Source organism: Streptomyces sp. RB17 (assembly GCF_009604455.1).
In the GTDB taxonomy this organism is placed as follows: Bacteria; Actinomycetota; Actinomycetes; order Streptomycetales; family Streptomycetaceae; genus Streptomyces.
Genome location: NZ_WEGL01000002.1, coordinates 917478 through 937326 on the forward strand (window position 1 = coordinate 917478; position 19849 = coordinate 937326).

At 73.7% G+C, this 19849-nt stretch carries 15 protein-coding genes; 6 read left to right on the top strand and 9 right to left on the bottom strand.

Features of this window, described 5'->3' with window-relative positions:
- The first annotated feature begins 2 nt into the window (after positions 1 to 2).
- Positions 3 to 1136 (top strand): molybdopterin-dependent oxidoreductase, encoded by a 1134-nt coding sequence (locus SRB17_RS11125; protein ID WP_153537232.1) that lies wholly within the window; start codon positions 3 to 5, stop codon positions 1134 to 1136.
- 118 nt (positions 1137 to 1254) lie between these two features.
- Here the strand turns inward: SRB17_RS11125 and SRB17_RS11130 are convergent, their stop codons facing one another.
- Positions 1255 to 1461 (bottom strand): hypothetical protein, encoded by a 207-nt coding sequence (locus SRB17_RS11130; RefSeq protein ID WP_153537234.1) that lies wholly within the window; start codon positions 1459 to 1461, stop codon positions 1255 to 1257.
- A gap of 153 nt (positions 1462 to 1614) precedes the next feature.
- Between SRB17_RS11130 and SRB17_RS11135 the strand changes: the two genes are divergently transcribed.
- Together SRB17_RS11135 and SRB17_RS11140 are read left to right on the top strand one after the other, a co-directional pair.
- Positions 1615 to 3465 carry a glycoside hydrolase family 15 protein gene (locus tag SRB17_RS11135; RefSeq protein ID WP_153537236.1) on the top strand — a complete coding sequence of 617 codons (1851 nt, stop codon included), beginning with the start codon at positions 1615 to 1617 and terminating at the stop codon, positions 3463 to 3465.
- Between the two features lie 91 nt (positions 3466 to 3556).
- The gene (locus SRB17_RS11140; RefSeq protein ID WP_153537238.1) at positions 3557 to 3790 is read left to right on the top strand and encodes a hypothetical protein; all 234 of its coding nucleotides are present in this window, start codon (positions 3557 to 3559) and stop codon (positions 3788 to 3790) included.
- 13 nt (positions 3791 to 3803) lie between these two features.
- Here SRB17_RS11140 and SRB17_RS11145 read toward each other — a convergent pair whose 3' ends face one another.
- The 6 genes from SRB17_RS11145 to SRB17_RS11170 all read right to left on the bottom strand — a co-directional run bounded on the left by SRB17_RS11145 (position 3804) and on the right by SRB17_RS11170 (position 13072).
- Complete coding sequence (locus SRB17_RS11145) at positions 3804 to 5123, bottom strand: tetratricopeptide repeat protein (protein ID WP_153537240.1); 1320 nt, start codon at positions 5121 to 5123, stop codon at positions 3804 to 3806.
- A gap of 67 nt (positions 5124 to 5190) precedes the next feature.
- Positions 5191 to 7929: a SpoIIE family protein phosphatase/ATP-binding protein gene (locus SRB17_RS11150; protein ID WP_153537242.1), complete on the bottom strand. Its 2739-nt coding sequence runs from the start codon at positions 7927 to 7929 to the stop codon at positions 5191 to 5193.
- 10 nt (positions 7930 to 7939) lie between these two features.
- Entirely contained in the window at positions 7940 to 10519 is a 2580-nt protein-coding gene (locus SRB17_RS11155) for a SpoIIE family protein phosphatase (RefSeq protein ID WP_416237048.1), read from the bottom strand.
- Between the two features lie 218 nt (positions 10520 to 10737).
- Positions 10738 to 11436, bottom strand: a complete 699-nt coding sequence (locus tag SRB17_RS11160) for a 2-phosphosulfolactate phosphatase (protein WP_153537246.1) — start codon at positions 11434 to 11436, stop codon at positions 10738 to 10740.
- Positions 11437 to 11465: 29 nt separating this feature from the next.
- Positions 11466 to 11753, bottom strand: coding sequence for a DUF1232 domain-containing protein (locus tag SRB17_RS11165; protein WP_153537248.1), 288 nt, complete (start codon positions 11751 to 11753; stop codon positions 11466 to 11468).
- A gap of 143 nt (positions 11754 to 11896) precedes the next feature.
- Positions 11897 to 13072 (bottom strand): hypothetical protein, encoded by a 1176-nt coding sequence (locus SRB17_RS11170; RefSeq protein WP_153537250.1) that lies wholly within the window; start codon positions 13070 to 13072, stop codon positions 11897 to 11899.
- A gap of 357 nt (positions 13073 to 13429) precedes the next feature.
- Between SRB17_RS11170 and SRB17_RS11175 the strand changes: the two genes are divergently transcribed.
- On the top strand, positions 13430 to 13816 hold the full coding sequence (locus SRB17_RS11175; protein WP_153538238.1) for a PadR family transcriptional regulator: 387 nt from the start codon (positions 13430 to 13432) through the stop codon (positions 13814 to 13816).
- Entirely contained in the window at positions 13813 to 14814 is a 1002-nt protein-coding gene (locus SRB17_RS11180; protein ID WP_153537252.1) for a hypothetical protein, read from the top strand. Before SRB17_RS11175 ends, SRB17_RS11180 begins: the two co-directional genes overlap by 4 nt.
- Before the next feature lie 253 nt (positions 14815 to 15067).
- Here SRB17_RS11180 and SRB17_RS11185 read toward each other — a convergent pair whose 3' ends face one another.
- The gene (locus SRB17_RS11185) at positions 15068 to 16432 is read right to left on the bottom strand and encodes an FAD-dependent oxidoreductase (RefSeq protein WP_153537255.1); all 1365 of its coding nucleotides are present in this window, start codon (positions 16430 to 16432) and stop codon (positions 15068 to 15070) included.
- Between the two features lie 212 nt (positions 16433 to 16644).
- Between SRB17_RS11185 and SRB17_RS11190 the strand changes: the two genes are divergently transcribed.
- The gene (locus SRB17_RS11190) at positions 16645 to 17703 is read left to right on the top strand and encodes an NAD-dependent epimerase/dehydratase family protein (protein WP_323375286.1); all 1059 of its coding nucleotides are present in this window, start codon (positions 16645 to 16647) and stop codon (positions 17701 to 17703) included.
- A 33-nt stretch (positions 17704 to 17736) separates the two neighbouring features.
- Here SRB17_RS11190 and SRB17_RS48440 read toward each other — a convergent pair whose 3' ends face one another.
- Entirely contained in the window at positions 17737 to 19497 is a 1761-nt protein-coding gene (locus tag SRB17_RS48440; protein WP_416237040.1) for an NlpC/P60 family protein, read from the bottom strand.
- Positions 19498 to 19849 lie beyond the last annotated feature (352 nt).

Sequence of the window (19849 nt, forward strand, 5' to 3'; positions counted from 1 at the left end):
CCATGGGTCAGCGACCCGGCGACGTCAGCTCCCCCGCCCGGCAGGCCGGTCCCGGCGAGGGGATCGGCGCCGACGAACTCGCGCTCGCCACCCGCAACCACGGTCTGCCCCTGGAGGCGCTGCGGTACGACGTCACCCCGCCCGGACTGCACTACGTCCTCACGCACTACGACATCCCGTACGTGCCGAACCCCGGGGCCTGGCGGCTCACCGTCGACGGCCGGGTCCGCGCCCCGCTCGACCTGTCCCTCGCCGACCTGCACTCGTTCCCGCAGGTCACCACCCGGGTGACCGTGGAGTGCGCGGGCAACGGCCGGGCCCTGCTCAGCCCCCGGCCGGTCAGCCAGCCCTGGCTGGTGGAGGCCGTCGGCACCGCCGACTGGACCGGCGTGCCGCTCGGGCTGCTGCTCGCCGAGGCGGGCGCGGACCCGGCGGCCGCCGACGTCGTCTTCACCGGCGCCGATCACGGCGTCGAGCGGGGCGTCGAGCAGGACTACCAGCGCGCGCTCCCCCTGGCCGTCGCCGTCGGCGACGATCCGGCGGTGCTGGTCGCCACCGCGATGAACGGCGCGCCGCTGCCCCCGCAGCACGGCCGGCCGCTCCGGCTGATCGTGCCCGGCTGGTACGGCATGGCGCATGTGAAGTGGCTCCGCACGGTCACCGTCAGCGACGTACCGTTCACGGGCTTCCAGCAAGCGGTCGCCTACCGGATCCGGCGCACCGCCGACGAGGAGGGCGAGCCGGTCACCCGGATCGCGCCGCGCGCGCTGCTCGTGCCGCCCGGCTTTCCCGACTTCATGTCCCGCACGCGGGTGGTCCGGCCGGGGCCGGTGCGGCTCTTCGGCCGTGCCTGGTCCGGGCAGGCGCCCGTGTCCTCGGTGGAGATCAGCACGGACGGCGGCGCGAGCTGGGAGCCGGCTGTCCTCGCCCCGGTCGTGGCCGGGCGGCGATGGGCGTGGCGGGCCTGGCGCCACGACTGGCACGCGGCGCCCGGCGAGTACGCGATGGGCGCGCGGGCGCATGACGGCGTCGGTGGTGCCCAGCCCCTCGAGCAGCGCTGGAACCGAGGTGGCTTCGCCAACAACGCCGTGCGCTTCGTGCGGGTGGTCTGTGTGGACGACGGCCCCTCGCCGTAGGTGCCCATGCCGTACGTCGGGGCGCGGGTCGTGCGTGGTGGTGCGCGCAGTTCCCCGCGCCCTTGGGTCGGTCGTTCCGCCCCCGTCGAAAAGAAGCTCTCGGTTTCCCCGGACCGCCCTACGGCATCAGCCTCTCGATGGCTGTCGGGCCCTCCTTCTCCATCTTGCGGCGGGCCCAGTCGAGGTTCTTCGGTGTGACGTCCCTGCCCGCCGCCATCACCAGGTCCTCCGGGGTGACATCCCTGGAGGGTGCGGAGTGGAGCAGGGCGTCCGGGGTGCAGTGGTCGTCGGACGACCGGGATTCTTCCGGCTTGATGGTCGACATGATGCCTCCTCCTCGGTCCGGATGACCGCATCCGTGCCGGTGCCGCCGAACGGGGCACACTCTCACCATTCCCCGCAGCGCCTTCCCACGCCACCGGAGAGCACACCCTCCTAAGCTGGAAATCAGTTCGCACCCCTCACCGGGAGGCCGTAGATGGCCGAGACCCCGTTTCTCGGGGACGGCGACCACCGTCCCCGCTACCTGCCCATCGCCGAGCACGGACTCATCGGCGACCTGCGCAGTGTGGCCCTGGTCGGCACGAACGGCACGATCGACTGGTACTGCTGTCCGTCCTTCGATTCCCCCAGCGTCTTCGCGGCCGTCCTCGACGCCGAGCGCGGCGGCTGCTTCGAGCTGGCCGCCGCCGTCCCCGCCCGTACCAAGCAGTTCTACTTCCCCGACACCAACGTACTGATCACCCGGTTCTTCACCGAGGACGGCGTGGGCGAGGTGCAGGACTTCATGCCGGTCACCTCCGACAGCGCGGCCGGTACGGGTGAGGGGGGCCGGCACCGGCTGATCCGGCGCGTGGTCTGTGTCCGCGGCACCGTCTCGTTCCGGGTACTGGTGGCCCCGCGGTTCGACTACGGCGCGGCCGAGCACACCCTGCGCTGCCTCGACGGCACCGTCGTCTTCGAGTCCGCGAAGATGTCCCTGGCGCTGACCTCCACGGTCCCCCTGGAGTGCGACGCCCGGGACGCGCGCGCCGACTTCAAGCTCGGCGAGGGCGAGACGGCGGTGTTCGCCCTCGACCAGGTGGGCGCCGAGGTGGCCCCCCGCTGCTGCCCGCACGCCGAGGCCGAACACCAGTTCAACACCACGGTCGCCTACTGGCGGCACTGGCTGCACCAGTCCCGGTACCGGGGCCGCTGGCGCGAGATGGTGCACCGCTCCGCCCTGACCCTGAAGCTGCTCACCTACGCCCCCACCGGCGCCATCGTCGCCGCCCCCACCACCAGCCTGCCCGAGCAGCTCGGCGGCGAGCGGAACTGGGACTACCGGTATGTGTGGGTGCGGGACGCCGCCTTCGCCGTGTACGCGCTGCTGCGGCTCGGTTTCGCCGGCGAGGCGGAGGCGTTCATGCGCTTCCTGACCACGAACGTCAGCCCCTGCGCCACGGACAGCTCCGCACCGCCGCTGCAGATCATGTACGGCATCGACGGCCGCACCGACCTGCGCGAGCGCGAGCTGACCCATCTGGAGGGCCATCTGGGCTCCGCCCCGGTCCGGGTCGGCAACGACGCCGCCGACCAGCTCCAGCTGGACATCTACGGCGCCCTGATCGACTCGATCTACCTGTACGACAAGTGGGCGCAGCCGATCTCCAGCCAACAGTGGGACGACGTGTGCCATCTGGTCGACTGGGTCTGCGCACACTGGGACCAGCCCGACGAGGGCGTGTGGGAGACCCGCGGCGGCCGCAGGAACTTCCTGTACTCGCGGCTGATGTGCTGGGTCGCCATCGAGCGGGCCATCCGCCTCGCCAACCACCGCGGACTGCCCGCCGACCTGCCCCGCTGGCGGCAGGCCCGCGACACGATCTACCGGCGGATCATGGACCGCGGCTGGTCCGAGCGGCGCCACGCCTTCGTGCAGTACGAGGGCGGCGACGTGCTGGACGCCTCGCTGCTGATGATGCCGCTCGCCAAGTTCATCGCCCCCACCGACCCCAAGTGGCTCTCCACCCTGGACGCCCTCACCGAGGACCTGGTCTCCGACTCCCTCGTCTACCGCTACGACCCGCAGGTCAGCCCCGACGGACTGCGCGGCGACGAGGGCACCTTCTCCATCTGCTCGTTCTGGTACGTGGAGGCGCTGGTGCGGGCCGGCCGGCTCGACGAGGCACGGCTCGCCTTCGAAAAGATGCTCACCTACGCCAACCACCTCGGGCTGTACGCGGAGGAGATCGGCCGTACCGGCGAACAACAGGGCAACTTCCCGCAGGCGTTCACGCACCTGTCCCTGATCAGCGCCGCGTTCAACCTCGACCGCGCCCTCGGCTGACCATCGGGGCGGTGTGTCCGCAGGTCGAACGGGTACCCGGAAGTCTCCGCAAGGAGAACGACGCAGGGTCGACAGAAGGAGGAGACCCCGGATGACCAGCACCAGCGAGACCGGCGGGATCACCGGTACCCGCGACAAGAACTACGACCTGATCTGGTACGTCGAGGCGTGCCTGGACAACGCCCTGCGCCTGGAGACGTACATCCAGGACGCCGAACGCGACAACGACCGCGAGCTCATGGACCTGTTCCACAAGGCTCAGGCCGACAGCCGCAAGGGCGCCGAGATGGGCAAGCACCTGCTGCGCGAGCGGCTGACCGCCTGACCGCCTCCTCCGTTCAGGCGAACCGGGAACTGGGGACGGGCCCGGCGGACCGTACGCGCGCCCGGTCGCCGCGCAGCCAGGTGCCCTTGACGGCGCCGGCGAACGCGGCGAACCGCGCGTCGTCGTCCGCCGGGCCCTCGCCGTCCCCCTGTTCGGCGTCCGGGTCGGCGGCCGTCACCTCGGCGGCGATCTCCGCCTCCGGGCGGTCGTCCGCCGGGCCCTTCTCGACGCCGCCGCCGGCGCCCTGGCGCAGCTGCTCGCCCCAGGGCTGCACCACCGACTGGTGCAGCAGCCCGACACTGTCCGCGGTGATCGCGGGCGGGTCCGTCCAGCAGCTCGCATGCGCATGCAGCACCTGTCCGGGCACGCGCTCGAAGAGCTGCCCGACGATCTCCGGGCCGTCGTCGTGCGCCGCCAGGCCGTCGAGGTCGTAGGCAACCACGACCGTGTCCGCCCGGCCGGGCGCGAACGGCTCGGCCGGCAGGTCCAGCACCTCGGCCGCGGCGAGCCCGAGGATCCGCGAGTCCCGGTCGGGCAGCAGCGACACCGACCGCGGCCGCACCTCGGCGGCCTCCAACAGGGTGCGCAGCCGCAGCAGCCCGCGCAGACAGCCGTCGGGGGTGTCCTGCAGCCAGGCGTAGCGGCCGTGCATGCCCGCGTCGAAGCCGTACGGCGACAGGGTGCCGAGGACCGTGCCGGCGATCACGTACTGCCAGCCGCGCAGATCGGTCAGGTCGAGCGAGGACACCCGCTCGGCGTCGGCCGCGCGCTCCAGCACCCGGTTCTGCCGCTCCCGGGCCGGCTGCCACTGCGCGTCCTCGGGATCGGACAGCAGCGCGTGCTGGCGCCGGGCCAGCTCCAGGTCGCCCGCCATCACGGCGTTGAACACCAGCAGATAGCGGTCCGGCCAGTCCGTGAACGCGCTCTCGTGCCGGGCGAGTTCGGTGACCGCCTCGCGGTGCCGGCCCTCGTCCTCGTACGCCGACACCAGCTCCCGCAGCACGGCCGGTGAACCGCCGCTGCGGCGCAGCGCCTCGCGGAGCGGCGGGATCGCCAGGTGGGACACGCCGCGTTCGACACACGCGTACCCGAAGTCGTAGAGGGCCTTGGGGCGTTCGGGGGCGGCGGCGAGAGCCGCGGCGGCCTCCCCGAGGTCGGCGAAGCCCGCCGCTGCCGCGGCTCGCCGCACCACCAGGGCCACCTCGTCGAGCGGCTGTTCCTCGCCGGCCGCCCGCAACTGCCGCAGCGCACCGGGCACATCCCCGGAGTCCAGGGACTCCCAGGCCTTGAGGAGATCGGGGGACTTCGGGCGGCGATTCCTGCGCGAGAACATGCCGGAGATCATCACCCGTCGACGACGTGCCCTCAACACAATTCCCGCACGCGATTGCCGCGGAGGTCTACGGCAGTGGCTGCTCCGCCCAGATGATCTTGCCGTCGGGGGTGTAGCGGGTGCCCCAGCGCTCGGCGAGCTGGGCGACCAGGAACAGACCCCGGCCGCCCTCGTCGGTGGTCGCCGCGTACCGCAGGTGCGGGGAGGTCGTGCTGCGGTCGGACACCTCGCAGATCAGCGTGCGGTCGCGCAGCAGCCGTACCCCGATCGGGCCGCGCCCGTAGCGGATGGCGTTGGTCACCAGCTCGCTCAGGATCAGCTCCGTGGTGAAGTCCAGCTCCTCCAGGTTCCAGTCGGCGAGGCGCCGGGTCACCGCGGACCGCACCTCGGACACCGCCGCCGGGTCGGACGGCACCTGCCACTCGGCGACCCGGTCGGCGCCCAGCACCCGGGTCCGGGCGATGATCAGCGCGACGTCGTCGCTCGGCCGGGCCGGCAGCCTGTCCAGCACGGCGCGGCAGGTCTCCTCCGGCGTGGCGCCCGGCGTGCCGCGCAGAGCGTCACCCAGCAGGTCGAGACCGACGTCGATGTCCCGCTCGCGGTCCTCCACCAGCCCGTCGGTGTACAGCACCAGCCGGCTGCCCTCGGCCAGCTCCAGCTCGGCCGTCTCGAACGGCAGCCCGCCGAGCCCCAGCGGCGGCCCGGCCGGCATCTCCGGAAACTCCACCCGGCCGTCGGTGTGCACGAGCGCGGGCGGCGGATGACCGGCCCGCGCCATGCTGCAGCGCCGCGAGACCGGGTCGTACACCGCGTACAGACAGGTCGCGCCGGCGATCGCCGCGGCGCCGTCCGCGGCGCTCTCGTCCTGATCGATCCGGCCCACCAGCTCGTCCAGCAGACCGAGGAGCTCGTCCGGCGGCAGATCCAGCGCGGAGAAGTTGTGCACCGCCGTGCGCAGCCGTCCCATCGTGGCCGCCGCGTGCAGCCCGTGCCCGACCACGTCCCCCACCACCAGGGCCACCCGGGCACCGGACAGCGGCAGCACGTCGAACCAGTCGCCGCCCACCCCGGCCTGCGCCGGCAGATAGCGGTAGGCGATCTGCAGCGCGCCCTGCTCCGGCAGCGAGCGCGGCAGCAGACTGCGCTGGAGCGTGACCGCCATGCTGTGCTCGCGCGTGTACCGGCGGGCGTTGTCGATGGACACCGCCGCCCGCGCCACCAGCTCCTCGGCGAGCGCCAGCTCCTCGGGGTCGAACGGCTGTGGCTTCTCCGAACGCCAGAAGTTCGCCACGCCCAGCACCAGGTTGCCCGCTCTGAGCGGCACGGTGATCAGCGAGTGGATGCCGTACGCCAGCACCCGGCCGGTGCGTTCCGGGTTCTGCGCACGCCAGCCGGGCGCCTCGCGCAGGACGGGCTCCAGGACCGACTGCCCGGTGGTCAGGCTGCGCGCCTGCGGCGAGGTCGCCACGAACCGGATCCGCTCACCGACCGGATACAGCGGCGAGTCCTTGCGGACACCGGCACAGGCGGCGCGGCGCAGCGCGGTGCCCGGCTTGGGCTCCTCGCCGTGCAGGACCGCGTCGAACAGGTCCACGGTCGCGAAGTCCGCGAACCGCGGCACCGCCAGCTCGGCCAGTTCCTCGGCGGTACGGGACACGTCCAGGCTGGTGCCGATGCCCACCCCGGCGTCGTACAGCATGTTCAGCCGCTCGCGCGCCACCTCCGCCCGGCCCGACAGCGCGCGCAGCTCGGTGGAGTCGCGCAGCGTGGTGACGCTGCCGGCCGGGCCGCCGCGCAGATCCGTGGGCCGCTGGTTGATCGCCAGCAGCCGGTCCTTGACCAGGTGCACCTCGTCCGTGGCCACCCGGCCCGAGGCCAGCAGCGCCGCCGTCTCGTCGTCCAGGCCCAGCTCCAGCACGCTGCGCCGCTCGGCGTCCCCGGGCAGGTCCAGCAGCCGCTGCGCCTCGTCGTTGGCGAGCAGCAGCCGGCCGTCGTCGCCGACGATCAGCACGCCTTCCCGGACCGCGTGCAGCACCGCGTCGTGGTGCTCGTACATGCGGGTCATCTCGTACGGCCCCAGGCCGTGCGTCTGGCGCAGCAGGCGTCTGCTGACCAGGGCCGTGCCCGCGGTGGCCAGCGCGAGCGCCACCGCTGCCGCCACGAGCAGAATGGGCAGCTGCTGGTTGGCGGCACCGCCGACGTGCGCGGTGGTGATGCCCGCCGACACCAGGCCCACCACCTTGCCGGCCGCGTCCTTGACGGGCACCACCACCTGCACCAGCGGCCCTATGGTGCCGCTGACGTGCTCGACCACCGTGCCGCCGGCCTGCGCGGGGCCGATCGTGCCGACGAACTTCTTGCCGATGCGGTCGGGTTTGGGATGCGTGTAGCGGATGCCGTCGGTGTTCATCACGACGACGAAGTCCACGCCGGTCGCCTTGCGCGTCGCCTCGGCCTTCGGCTGGAGGATGGCCGTCGGGTCCGGGGCGCGCAGCGCGGCCACCGTGCCCGGCGCGTTCGCGAACGACTGGGCGACGGCGAGGGAACGGTTCTGAGCCTCCATGTCGGTGTCGCGCCGCACCTGCAGCAACTGTGCCACCACGGCCGCGACGACCAGCAGCAGCACGATCACCACTTGGAGTACGAACACCTGCCCGGCGACGCTGCGCCCGGTCACCGCCGACCGCAGCGCCCCGGGCCCGCCGCCGTTCCCGCCCGAGCCCTGCGACCCCGGGCCCGCCGATGCGCGCGGGAGCCCGAGAGGACGGGGCGGCCGGGTCGCGTTCCGGCCGGGCGTTCGCACCATGTGCCCATGTCTACACTGCCCGGCCCCGTCCGGCGAGACTGTCACCCGAGGTGACTTCCGCCGTTCGGAGGCGTGCGGTCCGCTCACCGGAGGCGCAGGGGCGCGAACGGCGGGCGGCCAGCAGCAGCGCGACGTCGTCGGGGCGGTCGGTGGCCTGCCGGGCGGTGGCCGTGAGCCGGTCGGCGACCCCGGCCAGCGACCGCCCGCCCCGGCGCCGGGCGGCGGTCCCCGCCCCGGCGAGCGCCCGCCGCAGCACCTCGATGCCCTCGTCGATGTCCGCGCCCGGCCGCTCCACCAGTCCGTCCGTGTACAGCGCGAGGATCGCGTCCGGCTCCAGCAGCAGCTCGGCCACCGGGTACCGGGCCTGCGGATCCACCCCGAGGACGACACCGCCGGGGACGTCCAGCAGCCGGGTCCGCCCGTCGCGGGAGCGCAGCAGCGGCGGCGGGTGTCCGGCCCGGGCGATCCGGGCACGGCCGGTGGCGGGGTCCAGCCGCAGATAGCAGCAGCTGGCGAACTGCCCGGGATCGAGGCCGATCAGCAGGTGGTTGGTGCCGCTCAGCACCTCGTCGGGCGGCCGGTCGCCCAGCGCGAACGCCCGTACGGCGCTGCGCAACTGCCCCATGGTGGCCGCCGCCTGCACCCCGTGCCCCTGCACATCACCGATCACCAGCGCCAGCCCGTCACCGGCCTCGACCACGTCGTACCAGTCACCGCCCACGTCCATGCCCTGCGTGCCCGGCAGATACCGGCCCGCGGTCTCCACCTGCGGATGCGTCGACAGTCGGCGGGGCAGCAGCGCCTGCTGCAGGCCGCGGGCGAGGGCCGCCTCGCTGTCGTAGCGCTGGGCCCGCTCCATGGCGTGCGCGATCAGCCCGGCGAGCGCGGTGAGAACCGTGCGCTCCTCGGTGCTGAAGCTGCGCTCACGGTCGAAGCCGAGGATGCACGAGCCGACCGGCCGGCCGGAGGCGATCAGCGGCAGAAAGGCCCGGGCGCCCTCCTCGGCGTCGAGGGGGATGCCCGGGTAGTTGGCCGCGATCTGCTGCATGGACTCGAAGAACAGCGGCCGGCCCGTGGTGAGGGTCTCCACGCCCGGCATGCGCGCGTCGAGGCCGATGCCCTCGAACGGCGCGAGGAACCCCTGCGGGAAGCCGGTCTCCCAGGCGAGATACAGATGCCGCTCCTGGAGCAGATAGATGGCCAGGCGCCGGCCGCCGAACGCGGGCAGCAGCTCCCGCATCACCACCGCCGACACCTGACGGGCGGTGACCGCGTCCGTCAGCGCGATGGCCAGGGCGATCGGCCGGTACAGCGGCGCCATCGGGCCGCTCGCCGCCACCGTGTCCTCCACGACGTGCTCCTCGACGGCCGGCCCGGCCGGTGGGTCCATGCGGCTGGCCGGGACGATCGTGCAGCTCAGCAGGTCCTCGCTGCGATGCACCGACACGGCGAGCCAGTCGCCCGCACCGGACTCGCCGGGTCTCTCGGCCGGCCGGCGCACATGGAAGTGCACCGGACCCTGGGACAGCAGCGCGCCGCGCAGATGGTCGTCGTACGGCGCACCCGCCAGCCACGGCATCGCCTCCCACAGCGGGCGCCCGAGCAGCCACTCCCGGTCCCGGCCGGTGAGCCGGGCCGCGGCCTCGTTGGCGTAGACGATCAGCCCCAGCCGGTCGAGGCAGAACACGCCCTGCGGCAGCAGGTCGGCCGCGCCGTCCGCGGAGACGGCCGGCCCCGGGTCGACCACCACCCCGCCGACCTGCTCCCCGGCCCCGCTCTCGGCGGCCGGCCACAGGTCCAGCAGCCGCGGCGTGCCGTTCCGCGCCCGCAGGCTCAGCGGCGCGGCGGGCGGCTTCCCGGCCGCGGCGTCGCGCAGCGCGGCCAGGACCAGGTGCGCATCGTGCGGGGCCAGGGCGTGCGCGAGCGCCGTGTCCGTCCCCTCGAAGTCACCGGGGGACAGCCCGAGCAGGGCATGCAGCCGGTCGTCCGCGCACACCACGCCGGTCCGGGGATCCCAGCGGAACCGTGCCACGACGGTCTGCGCGGGCCGGCTCGCGGGCGGCCGTACGCACAGCGGCTCACCGTCCCAGACCACCGCGCCCGGGTCGCCGTCGGCGAGTCCGAGCAGCTCGGCGCCCAGGCCTTCGGCGAGCCTGTACAGCAGTTCCCGGTCCAGCAACTCGTCCGCGGTGTCCGTCACCGCCGGGCGCAGCACCATGAGCACCCCCAGCGGCTCGCTCCCGCCCGGCACCGGAACATGCACGGACCCGAACGGGAAGGGCAGGCCGGCCGCGAACTGCGGATACCGGCGCACCGTCTCGGCGGCGTTCGCCAGCACCACGGGGACGCCGAGGCGGTAGGCGTCGGCGACGGGGAAGGCCCGGTCGACGTGCAGTCGCCACCAGGGCCGGAACAACGGGCCGGGCAGCCCCGCGAGCGCCGCGAGGCGCAACAGGCCCGGAGTGCCGGAGCGCAGATACACGGCCGCCACCCGGCCGCCGGCCGCGCCGAGCGCGCCGGTCGAGGTGGCTGCCAGCAGCGCGGCGAGACGCGTCCGCGTACGGACCGCCTGCTCGCCACCGCCGCTCACAGTCATCGCCCCTACCTCGTCCCGTGCGCCGCCGGGTGATGACACAGCAAGAATGCGCCCGGAGGGCCGTGCGACGCACCTGGTACGAGTGGGAAACGGGGAGAGAGCCCGGAGAAGGGGGCGCGGTGCGCCGGATCCGTCCCGGCTGTGGGACACGACACCGGGCCCGCCCGCCGTCACGGCGGGCGGGCCCGGTGTCGTGGAGGACGTGGGCCGCCTCAGCCGGCCGGGCTCCCGGTGTCCACCGGGCGCAGCACCAGATGACCGTCCACCCGGGAGGCCGCCATGGCGAACGGGAAGGCGTCCGCCTCCAGGCACATCGCCACGTCCTCGGGGTGGACACCGCTCCAGCCGCGCCGCGCGCCGTCGGTGAGCCGTCCGGCGGCGTCGGAGCGCCGGGCGCGTTCCAGGTAGGGGCCGGGGTCCGCGTCGGCCGCCCGGACGCGGTCCGCGATGTACTCGGCGCAGGCGAGATCCTCCTCGGCCCGGCCGCCGTCTCCGGTGACGACGAAGGTCACCGTCTGCGGTCGGGCCCGGCGCAGCACCTCGGCGGTCGCACCGGCCACCACGAAGCTCGCGCACAGCAGCAGCCCGGCGTCCGCCACGGCGAGCGCCCCGGCCGTCCCGGCGGTGGTCTTCTGCACGACCGTACGGCCCCGCACGTCCAGCGAACGCAGCCGCGCGGGCGAGTTGGCCAGGTCGAACCCCGGCACCGGCGCGCCGTCCTGGAAGGCGAGCCAGCCCGGGTGACGGGACTTCAGCTCCAGGGCCTCCTGGCGCGTGCCGGCGAAGACGATCCGCTCGGCACCGCGCCGGAACGCCCAGGCGGCCACGGTGAACGCCCGCATGACATCGACGACCACGGCCACGTCCGGGGCCGCCGGCGTACCGGGTATACCGGTGAACTCGGTCTGCATCACTCCATGATCGGGCCTGTGGCGGCCGTTCAGGGCTCGGCCCGGCCGGGCGGCAGCGGCCGGGCGGCGCGCAGGCTGCGCAGCGCGAGCAGCAGGACCGCGATGTCGTCCAGGTAGACCGGGTCGGGCAGCAGGTCGGTGGGGAGCAGCAGATACGCGACGGCGTCCCAGAACACCCAGCGCGGGCCCGTCGGCAGCCCGGCCCGCCGCAGCGTGCGCCGCGCACGCACCAGCCGGGCCAGCAGGCCGAGGGCGATCGCGAGCAGCACCGCCGCGACGACGGCGCCGATCACCAGCAGGGTGGTGGCGGTGTCCATCCGGCCTCCATCCGAGTTCCCACAGGACGGCTACGACGACTCTCCGCCGCGGCTGTCACGGCTACGTGGACTGCAGCGAGGCTGTGACGGCCACGACGATGCCCCGCCCTCACTGTGCCGGCTGCGACGACCGGTTGTGCCGGCTACGACGACCGGTCCGTGCCGTCGGCTGTCTCCGTGCCGTCGCTCTCCGCCGTGGGCTCGGCCCCCTGCTCCTGCCGGCCCCTGGCCGTGAACCTCAGCCGCTCGAACGTCCGGGTCAGCTGCTGCAGCGCGCCCGGTGTCCGGGACGCGGGCCGCTGGGGCGGAAGGGCGGGCGCGGGGACGTCACGGTAGGCGGCGAGCGCCTCCAGGGCCTGCTCGGCGGCGTCCTTGTACAGATCACGGGACCTGGTCATCGCCTCCAGCGCCTCGGCGTACCGGGCGACCAGCCGCCGTTCACGCTCCAGCTCCTCCTGGAGGGTCATCAGGGTCCAGTTGTCCCGCAGGTCGGTCAGCGCCTCCTCCGCCTCCCGCGGCAGCGGCCGGGGCAGGGCGGCGAAGTGCCGCAGGGCAGCGAAGAGTTCCGCGGGCTCGGAACCGTCCAGGAAGACGCTGCGGACCGTGTGCTCGCGGCTGTCGTAGCCCTCCGGGGCCGGGTCCGGGGGCAGCAGCACCGCGCCGCCGCGCGGCACCTCGACGCCGAGGTCCTTCAGCGCCCAGTTGACGGCACGGAACTGGTGCGGAGCGGCCCGGTGCTCCACCACCCGGTGCCTCAGGCCGGGCGGCAGCAGCCGGGCCAGCGGCAGCCTGCCCTGCTCGTCCGGGGTCATGGCCTCGTGCACGACGACGTTCAGGCACCAGGTCTCGCGCGCCGCGTCCCGCAGTCTGCGCCGCATCTCCTTGTCGTCGGCGGGCAGCGCGTTGACCTGCCTGAGGCGCAGCCCGGTCACGGTGGCGTGGTGGTCCCAGGTGCCGTCCTCGCCTCCTGCGGCCTCGGGCCAGAACAGTGTCGCCGGCGAGGGCCATGCCTCGTCCCACGGGCGCTCCGCCTCCGCGACGAGCCGCCACTCGTGGCCCTCCCGCCGGCCATCTTGCGGCACGAGGGTGAGCCGGGCCCGCACGGTCACCGGGCCGGCGACCCGCCAGCGCGCCTCGAACACCCGCCGGGCCGCGTCCCCGGGCACGGGGGGTTCGGCGAAGTCGTCGATGTCGCCGCTGTCCTTGTGCCTGCGCAGGGTGCGGCGGACGACCTCCTCGGGATCGGGACCGGTGTGGCGGCCACGAGCCGCCCAGAGGGTCTGCGGGATGGTGGCGTGGTCAGCGGTGGAGTTCGACATGAGCCAATCTGCTGATGGGGGCGGGTGTGCCTCCCAGTATCACCGCTCGGCGCGGCTTCTCGGCGTACGGGGCCGTGGGGCGGCGCGTGGCGGCGGCCGGACGCCCCCGCGCACGGGACGCGCACCGTGCACCCGGGGCGCGCGGAGCCCGCATCGGGCGGCCGTCGTTCACACGTGGTCGCGCCCCTGTGCGGCCCCCACAATGGTCCGGCGAACGGGGCCCGCCCATCCATCCGCTTGGGGCGGACCCCGTTCTCACCGCCCGGCCACGACGACGTGCGAGGCCGCCTACGGGCCCCCGAACCGCTCGATATATATCGGCAGTCGATATATCATGGCTGCATGACAGCGAAGAGCATGACCCGGGCGGCGTTCTTCGTCCTCACGGCGCTCGCGGACCGGCCGCGGCACGGCTACGGCATCCTGCGCGAGATAGAGGAACTGTCCGACGGGGAGGTGCAGTTGCGGGTCGGCACGCTGTACGGAGTGCTGGACCGGCTCACCGCGGACGGCCTGATCGTGCTGGACCGGGAAGAGGTGCAGCAGGGCCGGCTGCGGCGCTACTACCGGCTCACCGACGCCGGAGTGGCCGCGCTGGACGCGGAGGCCGAACGGATGGCCGCCGGTGCCGGGGCGGCCAAGCGGCGCATCGCCGAGGGCCGCCGCGCCGGCGCCCCCGCCCGCCCCGCGGCCCGCCCGGCCGAACCCCCCACCGCACCCGGACTCGCGGGAGGCTACGCATGACCACACTGCTGGAGGCCCGCTACCGCACCGTCCTGCGCCTGCTCCCCGCCTACTACCGGCGGGAACGGGAGGAGGAGATGGTCGAGACGTACCTGGAGGACCTCGACCGCGACATCCAGGACCAGAGCCGGCCCACGCTCGCCGAGGTGGCGAGCATCGCCGCCCTGGGGGTGCGCAGCCGCCTCGGCGCGGCCGGGGCGCCCCGGCGCTACGTCCTGCTCGGGTCGGGCGCCCGGCTCTTCGCGCTGGCCGCCGTCCTCCTCCTGGCGGCCTCCGCGGTCGTCGAGCCGGTCCTGCAGCTGACCTGGTCGTTCACCCGGGGCGGCGGAGAACGGCGGATGTTCCTCGCGGACTTCACCGACCACGGGCTCCTCGCCGCGACGGTCGCCGTCGCCCAGTGGATCCTTCCGCTCGGCTGGGCCGTCGCCTATTTCGCCCTTCTGTACGACCGCCGCCGCCTCGCCCGGATCGGCGCCCTGGTGGCCGCGGTGCCCAGCGTGTGGCCGCTGGTCCGCCCGCTGACGGGGGCGACGGTCGTCACGGAGCCGGCGTTCGTCGTGACGCTGGCGCTGCTCGCCTGGCTGCCCGCCCTCGCGCTGTGTGCCGCCCTCCACCGCGACGCGCCCCCGGCCCGGCTGCCCGCCGGCACTCCTGGTCTGGTCTTCATGGCGACGTGTGTGGTGACGGGTGCTTCCCTGGTGTTCGTGCCGGTCGCCGACGACCTGGTGTGGGGGCCCGCGAACTGCTTCGTGGTCGCCGCCCTGGGCCGGCTGCTGTGGAGCGCGCGCCGCGCGGCGGGCGTCGCGCCCGGCGGCGCCCTCGCCCTCGCCGCGCTCGGTCTGCTCCTGCTGGCCGCGCGCGTCGCCGCCGTCTACCCATGGCTCCGGGTGCCCGGGGCCGGTACGTACACCGGCGGCGGCCTCGCCCAGACGGCCGCGCTCGCCCTGCTGACCGTGCTGCTGATGGTGGCGGGCCGCCGCGAACTCGCGTCGCGCTGAGCCGTTTCGGGGTCAGAGCGCGGCGCCGACACGGATGCCGTCGTCCCACGGTGGCGCGCGCCGCGACGGGCCCGCGCGGCCGGGAGGCCCGAGGTTTCCGCCACAGGCCCGCCGGAATGCGCAGGCGAACCTGGAGGGCGCGCGTCGGCGGCACCGGCTGGGCGGCCCACGCCGGACGCACCGCCTTCCCGTGCGCATGGCGAGGGGCCGGCGCACCGGCGCCGGCCCCTCACTGCGCGGTGCGGACTGCGGGCTACGCCCCGCTCTCCCGCAGCATGTCCTCGCGCTCGACGAGCTTCACGCGCTCGCGGCCCTGCGGCTCGCCCAGGGCGCGCTCGGCGGCGTCCAGCTTGTACCAGCCCTCCCAGGTGGTGAAGCGGACCTCGCGCTCGGCGAGGAAGGCGTCCACCGCCTCCCGGTCGGGCGAGGCCGGGGTGTGCAGCCGGCCGTTCGCGTAGTCGTCCAGTAGGTTGGCGACGGTCTCGTTGGCGTCGCCCTTGGTGTGGCCGATCAGGCCGACGGGGCCGCGCCGGATCCAGCCGGTGACGTAGGTGGACTGCAGATGCGTGCCGCCCTCCTCGACGACCCGGCCGCCCTCGTCCGGGACCGTGCCCGAGTCGAGGTCCCAGGGCAGCTTGGGCAGCTTCTCGGAGAGGTAGCCGACCGCGCGGTAGACCGCGGTGACGTCCCAGTCCTTGAACTCGCCGGTGCCCTTGACGTTGCCGGTGCCGTCCAGGGCCGTGCGCTCGGTGCGCAGGCCGACGACCCTGCCGTCCTCGCCGAGGATCTCCGTGGGGGACTCGAAGAAGTGCAGGAAGAGCTTGTGCGGGCGGTCGCCGACGTCGCGGATCGCCCAGTTCTCCAGGGTCTTGGCGACCATGTCGGCCTGCTTGTTGCCGCGCCGGGTCTCGATCGAGCCCTCGTCGTAGTCGATGTCCTCGGGATCGACGATGACCTCGATGTTCGGAGAGTGGTCCAGCTCGCGCAGCTCCATCGGGCTGAACTTCGCCTGCGCCGGGCCGCGCCGGCCGAAGACGTGGATCTCCATGGCCTTGTTGGCCTTCAGGCCGTCGTAGACGTTCGGCGGGATCTCGGTCGGCAGCAGTTCGTCCGCGGTCTTGGCGAGGACGCGGGCCACATCGAGGGCGACGTTGCCGACGCCGAGGACGGCGACCTTCTCGGCGTCCAGCGGCCAGGTGCGCGGCACGTCCGGGTGGCCGTCGTACCAGGAGACGAAGTCGGCGGCGCCGTAGGAGCCGTCGAGGTCGATGCCGGGGATCGGCAGCTCGCGGTCGGCCGTCGCGCCGGTGGAGAAGATCACCGCGTCGTAGAAGGCGCGCAGGTCGTCCAGGCTGATGTCGGTGGGGTAGTCGACGTTGCCGAACAGCCGGATCTGAGGCTTGTCGAGCACCTGGTGCAGGGCGGTGACGATGCCCTTGATGCGCGGGTGGTCGGGGGCGACGCCGTACCGGATCAGGCCGAACGGGGCGGGCATCCGCTCGAAGAGGTCGATGGACACACCGGGGTCGGCGGCCACCTCGGACTTGAGCAGGGCGTCGGCGGCGTAGATCCCGGCGGGGCCGGCTCCGACGATGGCTACCCGCAGGGGGCGCGGCATGATCAGGTTCCCTTCGCGTCTGAATGGGCGACTTGATCAGGAAGCCTAAGCTAAGGCAGACCTAAGTTGGTACGCGGGTCCGGTCTATGACCCCATAAGTGGATCTTATGACATACCTAGCGTCGTCTTATGGTCCGGGGTGTTCCCCCCGGAGCGACCGGTGCCCGACCCTGTCCTCGGACGCGAGACAGGACGGGAGACAGGGGGCGAGCGTGGACCTAGACGCGGGGACGACCGTGGCGGTGACGGGCGGCAGCGGTTTCGTCGGCAGTCATCTGGTGCGACGCCTGCTGGAGCGGGGCTACCAGGTCCACGCCACCGTACGGAACAGGGCCGACGCGGCCAAGGTCCGGCCGCTGTGGGAGCTGCAGGAGGAGTTTCCCGGCCGACTGCGGCTGTTCGAGGCCGACCTGCTCAGGGACGGGACGTTCGATGCGGCGTTCCGTGCGTGCGAGGTCGTCTTCCATGTGGCCTCGCCGTTCCTGATGCCGGAGCGGATCAAGGACGGCCGACGGGACGTCGTGGACCCGGCGCTGCTGGGCACCCGCAACGTCCTGGCGGCGATCGAGCGGACCCCTCAGGTGCACACGCTCGTGTTCACGTCCACCGTGGGCGCGATCTTCGGCGACTACGCCGACGTGCTCGCGATGGACTGCCAGGTACTCTCCGAGCGGTACTGCAACACGACCAGCACCGTCGGGAACAACCCCTACCACTACGCCAAGACGCTGGCGGAACGCGCCGCGTGGGAGGCCGAGGCGGAGCAGGACCGCTGGCGCATGGTGTCGGTCAACCCCGGACTGATCCTGGGGCCTTCGTTCACGCCCGCGTCCGACTCCGGCAGCCTCTTCCTGCTGGACGAGCTGTTCCAGGGCTACTTCTGTTACGGAGCACCGGACTTCAGCTTCACCACGGCGGACGTCCGGGACGTGGCCGACGCGCACATCGCCGCCGCCGAGAAACCTGCGGCGCACGGGCGGTACATCGTGGCCGCCGAGACCATGACCTCCTTCCACGAGATGGCCCGCGTCATCCTCACCCGCCACCCCCGCGACCTCCGGCTCCCGCGCACCGGGCTCCCGCACTGGCCGGTCCGCATCCTGGGCCCCGCCTTCGGCCTCACCCAGGACTACATCCGCAGGCACCTCGGCATCCGCTTCCGCGTCGACAACCGCCGCAGCATCGACGAACTCGGCCTGACCTACCGTCCGTTGGCTGAGACCCTGCTCGACCACTACGAGAGCCGGCGGGCACACCGGCGCCGCGGCTGATCCCGGTCCCGGTCGTCCCGGTCCGCGGACCTCTCAGGCGGGCCGCACGATCCGGTGGATCGCCGACTCACCGGCGCCGTAGATCGACTCCTCGCGTATCGACGCCCCCGGGCCCGGCGCGTGCACCATCATGCCGCCGCCGACGTGGAGGCCCACGTGCCGGTCGTCGTCGAAGAAGAGGACCAGGTCGCCGGGCTCGATCCCGGCGAGGGTGACCGGGGCGCCGGCGAGCGCCTGCTGGTACGCGGCCCGCGGCAGCGGCACCCCGGCGGCCTTCCAGGCGGCCTGGGTGAGGCTGGAGCAGTCGTACGAGTCCGGCCCGGTCGCACCCCACACACAGGGCTTGCCGACCTGCCCCCGGGCGAACGCGATGGCCTTGGCGGCCCGCGTGGCCTGAGGCCACTCGGGAACGGGGGCCGGCATTGCCGTCGCCGTCGCACCGGTGGCCGCCCATTCCGGTTGCTGCCACGGGCCGGTCGTCGGGTCTGAGGGTGCGGCCTGCGCGGGAGGGGTGGGGGGTACGGCTGTGATGGGCGCGGGGGATGCTGCCCATTCCGGTTGCTGCCACTGAAGGGTCGTCGGGTCTGGGGACGCGGTCTGCGCGGGAGGCGTGGGGAACACGGCCGTGGCGGGTGCGGGGGATGCCGCCCATTCCGGTTGCTGCCACTGGCTGGTTGCGAAGTCCAGGGAGTCAGGCTCCACGGGTGGCGCGAGGGGCGCCGTGGCGATGGAAGCCCACGGCGCGGCCGCTGTCGGCGTGGGCGGTGCGGCCGTAACAGGAGCGGATGGTGTGGCCGTCATGGGCGTGGGTGGTGTGGCCGTCACGTACGTCGGCGGTATGCCCGTCACCGGCTCCGGCGGTGCGGTCGTCACGAACTCCGGCGCTGTGGCCGTCACGAACTCCGGCGCAGTAGCCGTCATGGGTGCGGTTTGAGCGGTCGCGGCGGCCGTCGTGAGCCGGGCGGTGTAGCGGGTGATCACGTCGCTCGCCGCGGCCAGCTTGCGCTGGTTGTTCGCCTTGGAGGCGGAGGGGGAGGGGCGGCCCGGCGCGGTCGGCAGTGCGGCCGCCGGGAGGACGGCCGTCTCGACGGGACCGGCTCCGGCCGCCGGCTCAGTACCGAGGCCGGCCGGAGGCACCGGACCGAGACCGCTCGGTTCCGCCGGTCCGAGGCCCGCCGGTGCCACCCGACCGAGACCGGCCGGTACTCCACGCCCATCGGGAGCCACCACGGCTGACGCGCCGGCCGCACCTGTTCCGTCGGCGCCGGTCGACTCCCCGCTCCCGCTCGGAAGTTCGAGGCGCCGTGACCCGGTCAGGGCAACGCGTCCGCTCTCGCGTGCCGCCAGGGCGAGGCTCTCCGGGTCCGTCGCCCGGCCGGCCGTCAGCTCGGCCACCGTGCGGTCGACGACGCGCTCCAGGGCCTCGCGCCGCCGAGCGGAGGGGCCCATGCCCGGGGCGTCCGGCGCGCCGCCCGGAAGGCCGCCGCGGTCCCGGGAGCGGCCCGCAGCCGGGTCGGGGCGGTCGGGCTGCCGGTCGGCGGGCAGGACGGCGGGGACGGTCGGGCCGAGCTTGGCGCGTGCCCCCTCGAACCACTGCCGGGCGACCTCGTCGAGAGCGGGATCCGCCGCCCGCCCGGAGCGCTTGGCCAGCGGGACGCCCCGCGAGCGCGTCACCGAGGCCATGGCCCGGGTCGCGTTGTAGTTGCCGGTCGCGTTCTCGGCCTGGTCGTACAGGGAGTGGATCCGCTGCCGGACCTCGTCCTGCGCAACCTCGTCGCGGCTCTCCGGCGCCATGGAAGACACGCTCCTTCCTTGCCCCACAGGGCAGTTGGGCCGTTGCTGTCCGGTCCGTCGAGGGCCGGGCGGCCTCGCGTCAACCTAGCCAACCTGTGTACCTCGTGTGAAGGTTGAGGTGTGAAATGTCCGATACGTATTTGTGATGTTCGTGATGCCGTTCGAAGGGGAAGGGGAGAGATCCGCGTTTTCCTGTGAGGTCCCGGTGAATCCGCGATGCGGTTGAACACATCGGTGCCGCCCTCCGTATGGGGCCGGGGAGCTCCATGCCCGACCGGCGCACACACCACACAGGGGACGACCTTGGTACGCAACAGGCGCAGACGCCCGACCGGCGCACGACGCGCGACCT

What these genes read in the sequence shown, in the direction of transcription:
- SRB17_RS11170 (WP_153537250.1), bottom strand. Translation starts at nt 13,072, where the DNA reads ATGTCGAACTCCACCGCTGACCACGCCACCATCCCGCAGACCCTCTGG.
- SRB17_RS11150 (WP_153537242.1), bottom strand. Translation starts at nt 7,929, where the DNA reads ATGGTGCGAACGCCCGGCCGGAACGCGACCCGGCCGCCCCGTCCTCTC.
- SRB17_RS11165 (WP_153537248.1), bottom strand. Translation starts at nt 11,753, where the DNA reads ATGGACACCGCCACCACCCTGCTGGTGATCGGCGCCGTCGTCGCGGCG.
- SRB17_RS11175 (WP_153538238.1), top strand. Translation starts at nt 13,430, where the DNA reads ATGACCCGGGCGGCGTTCTTCGTCCTCACGGCGCTCGCGGACCGGCCG.
- SRB17_RS11160 (WP_153537246.1), bottom strand. Translation starts at nt 11,436, where the DNA reads ATGCAGACCGAGTTCACCGGTATACCCGGTACGCCGGCGGCCCCGGAC.
- SRB17_RS11180 (WP_153537252.1), top strand. Translation starts at nt 13,813, where the DNA reads ATGACCACACTGCTGGAGGCCCGCTACCGCACCGTCCTGCGCCTGCTC.
- SRB17_RS11125 (WP_153537232.1), top strand. Translation starts at nt 3, where the DNA reads ATGGGTCAGCGACCCGGCGACGTCAGCTCCCCCGCCCGGCAGGCCGGT.
- SRB17_RS11135 (WP_153537236.1), top strand. Translation starts at nt 1,615, where the DNA reads ATGGCCGAGACCCCGTTTCTCGGGGACGGCGACCACCGTCCCCGCTAC.
- SRB17_RS11140 (WP_153537238.1), top strand. Translation starts at nt 3,557, where the DNA reads ATGACCAGCACCAGCGAGACCGGCGGGATCACCGGTACCCGCGACAAG.
- SRB17_RS48440 (WP_416237040.1), bottom strand. Translation starts at nt 19,497, where the DNA reads ATGGCGCCGGAGAGCCGCGACGAGGTTGCGCAGGACGAGGTCCGGCAG.
- SRB17_RS11185 (WP_153537255.1), bottom strand. Translation starts at nt 16,432, where the DNA reads ATGCCGCGCCCCCTGCGGGTAGCCATCGTCGGAGCCGGCCCCGCCGGG.
- SRB17_RS11130 (WP_153537234.1), bottom strand. Translation starts at nt 1,461, where the DNA reads ATGTCGACCATCAAGCCGGAAGAATCCCGGTCGTCCGACGACCACTGC.
- SRB17_RS11145 (WP_153537240.1), bottom strand. Translation starts at nt 5,123, where the DNA reads ATGTTCTCGCGCAGGAATCGCCGCCCGAAGTCCCCCGATCTCCTCAAG.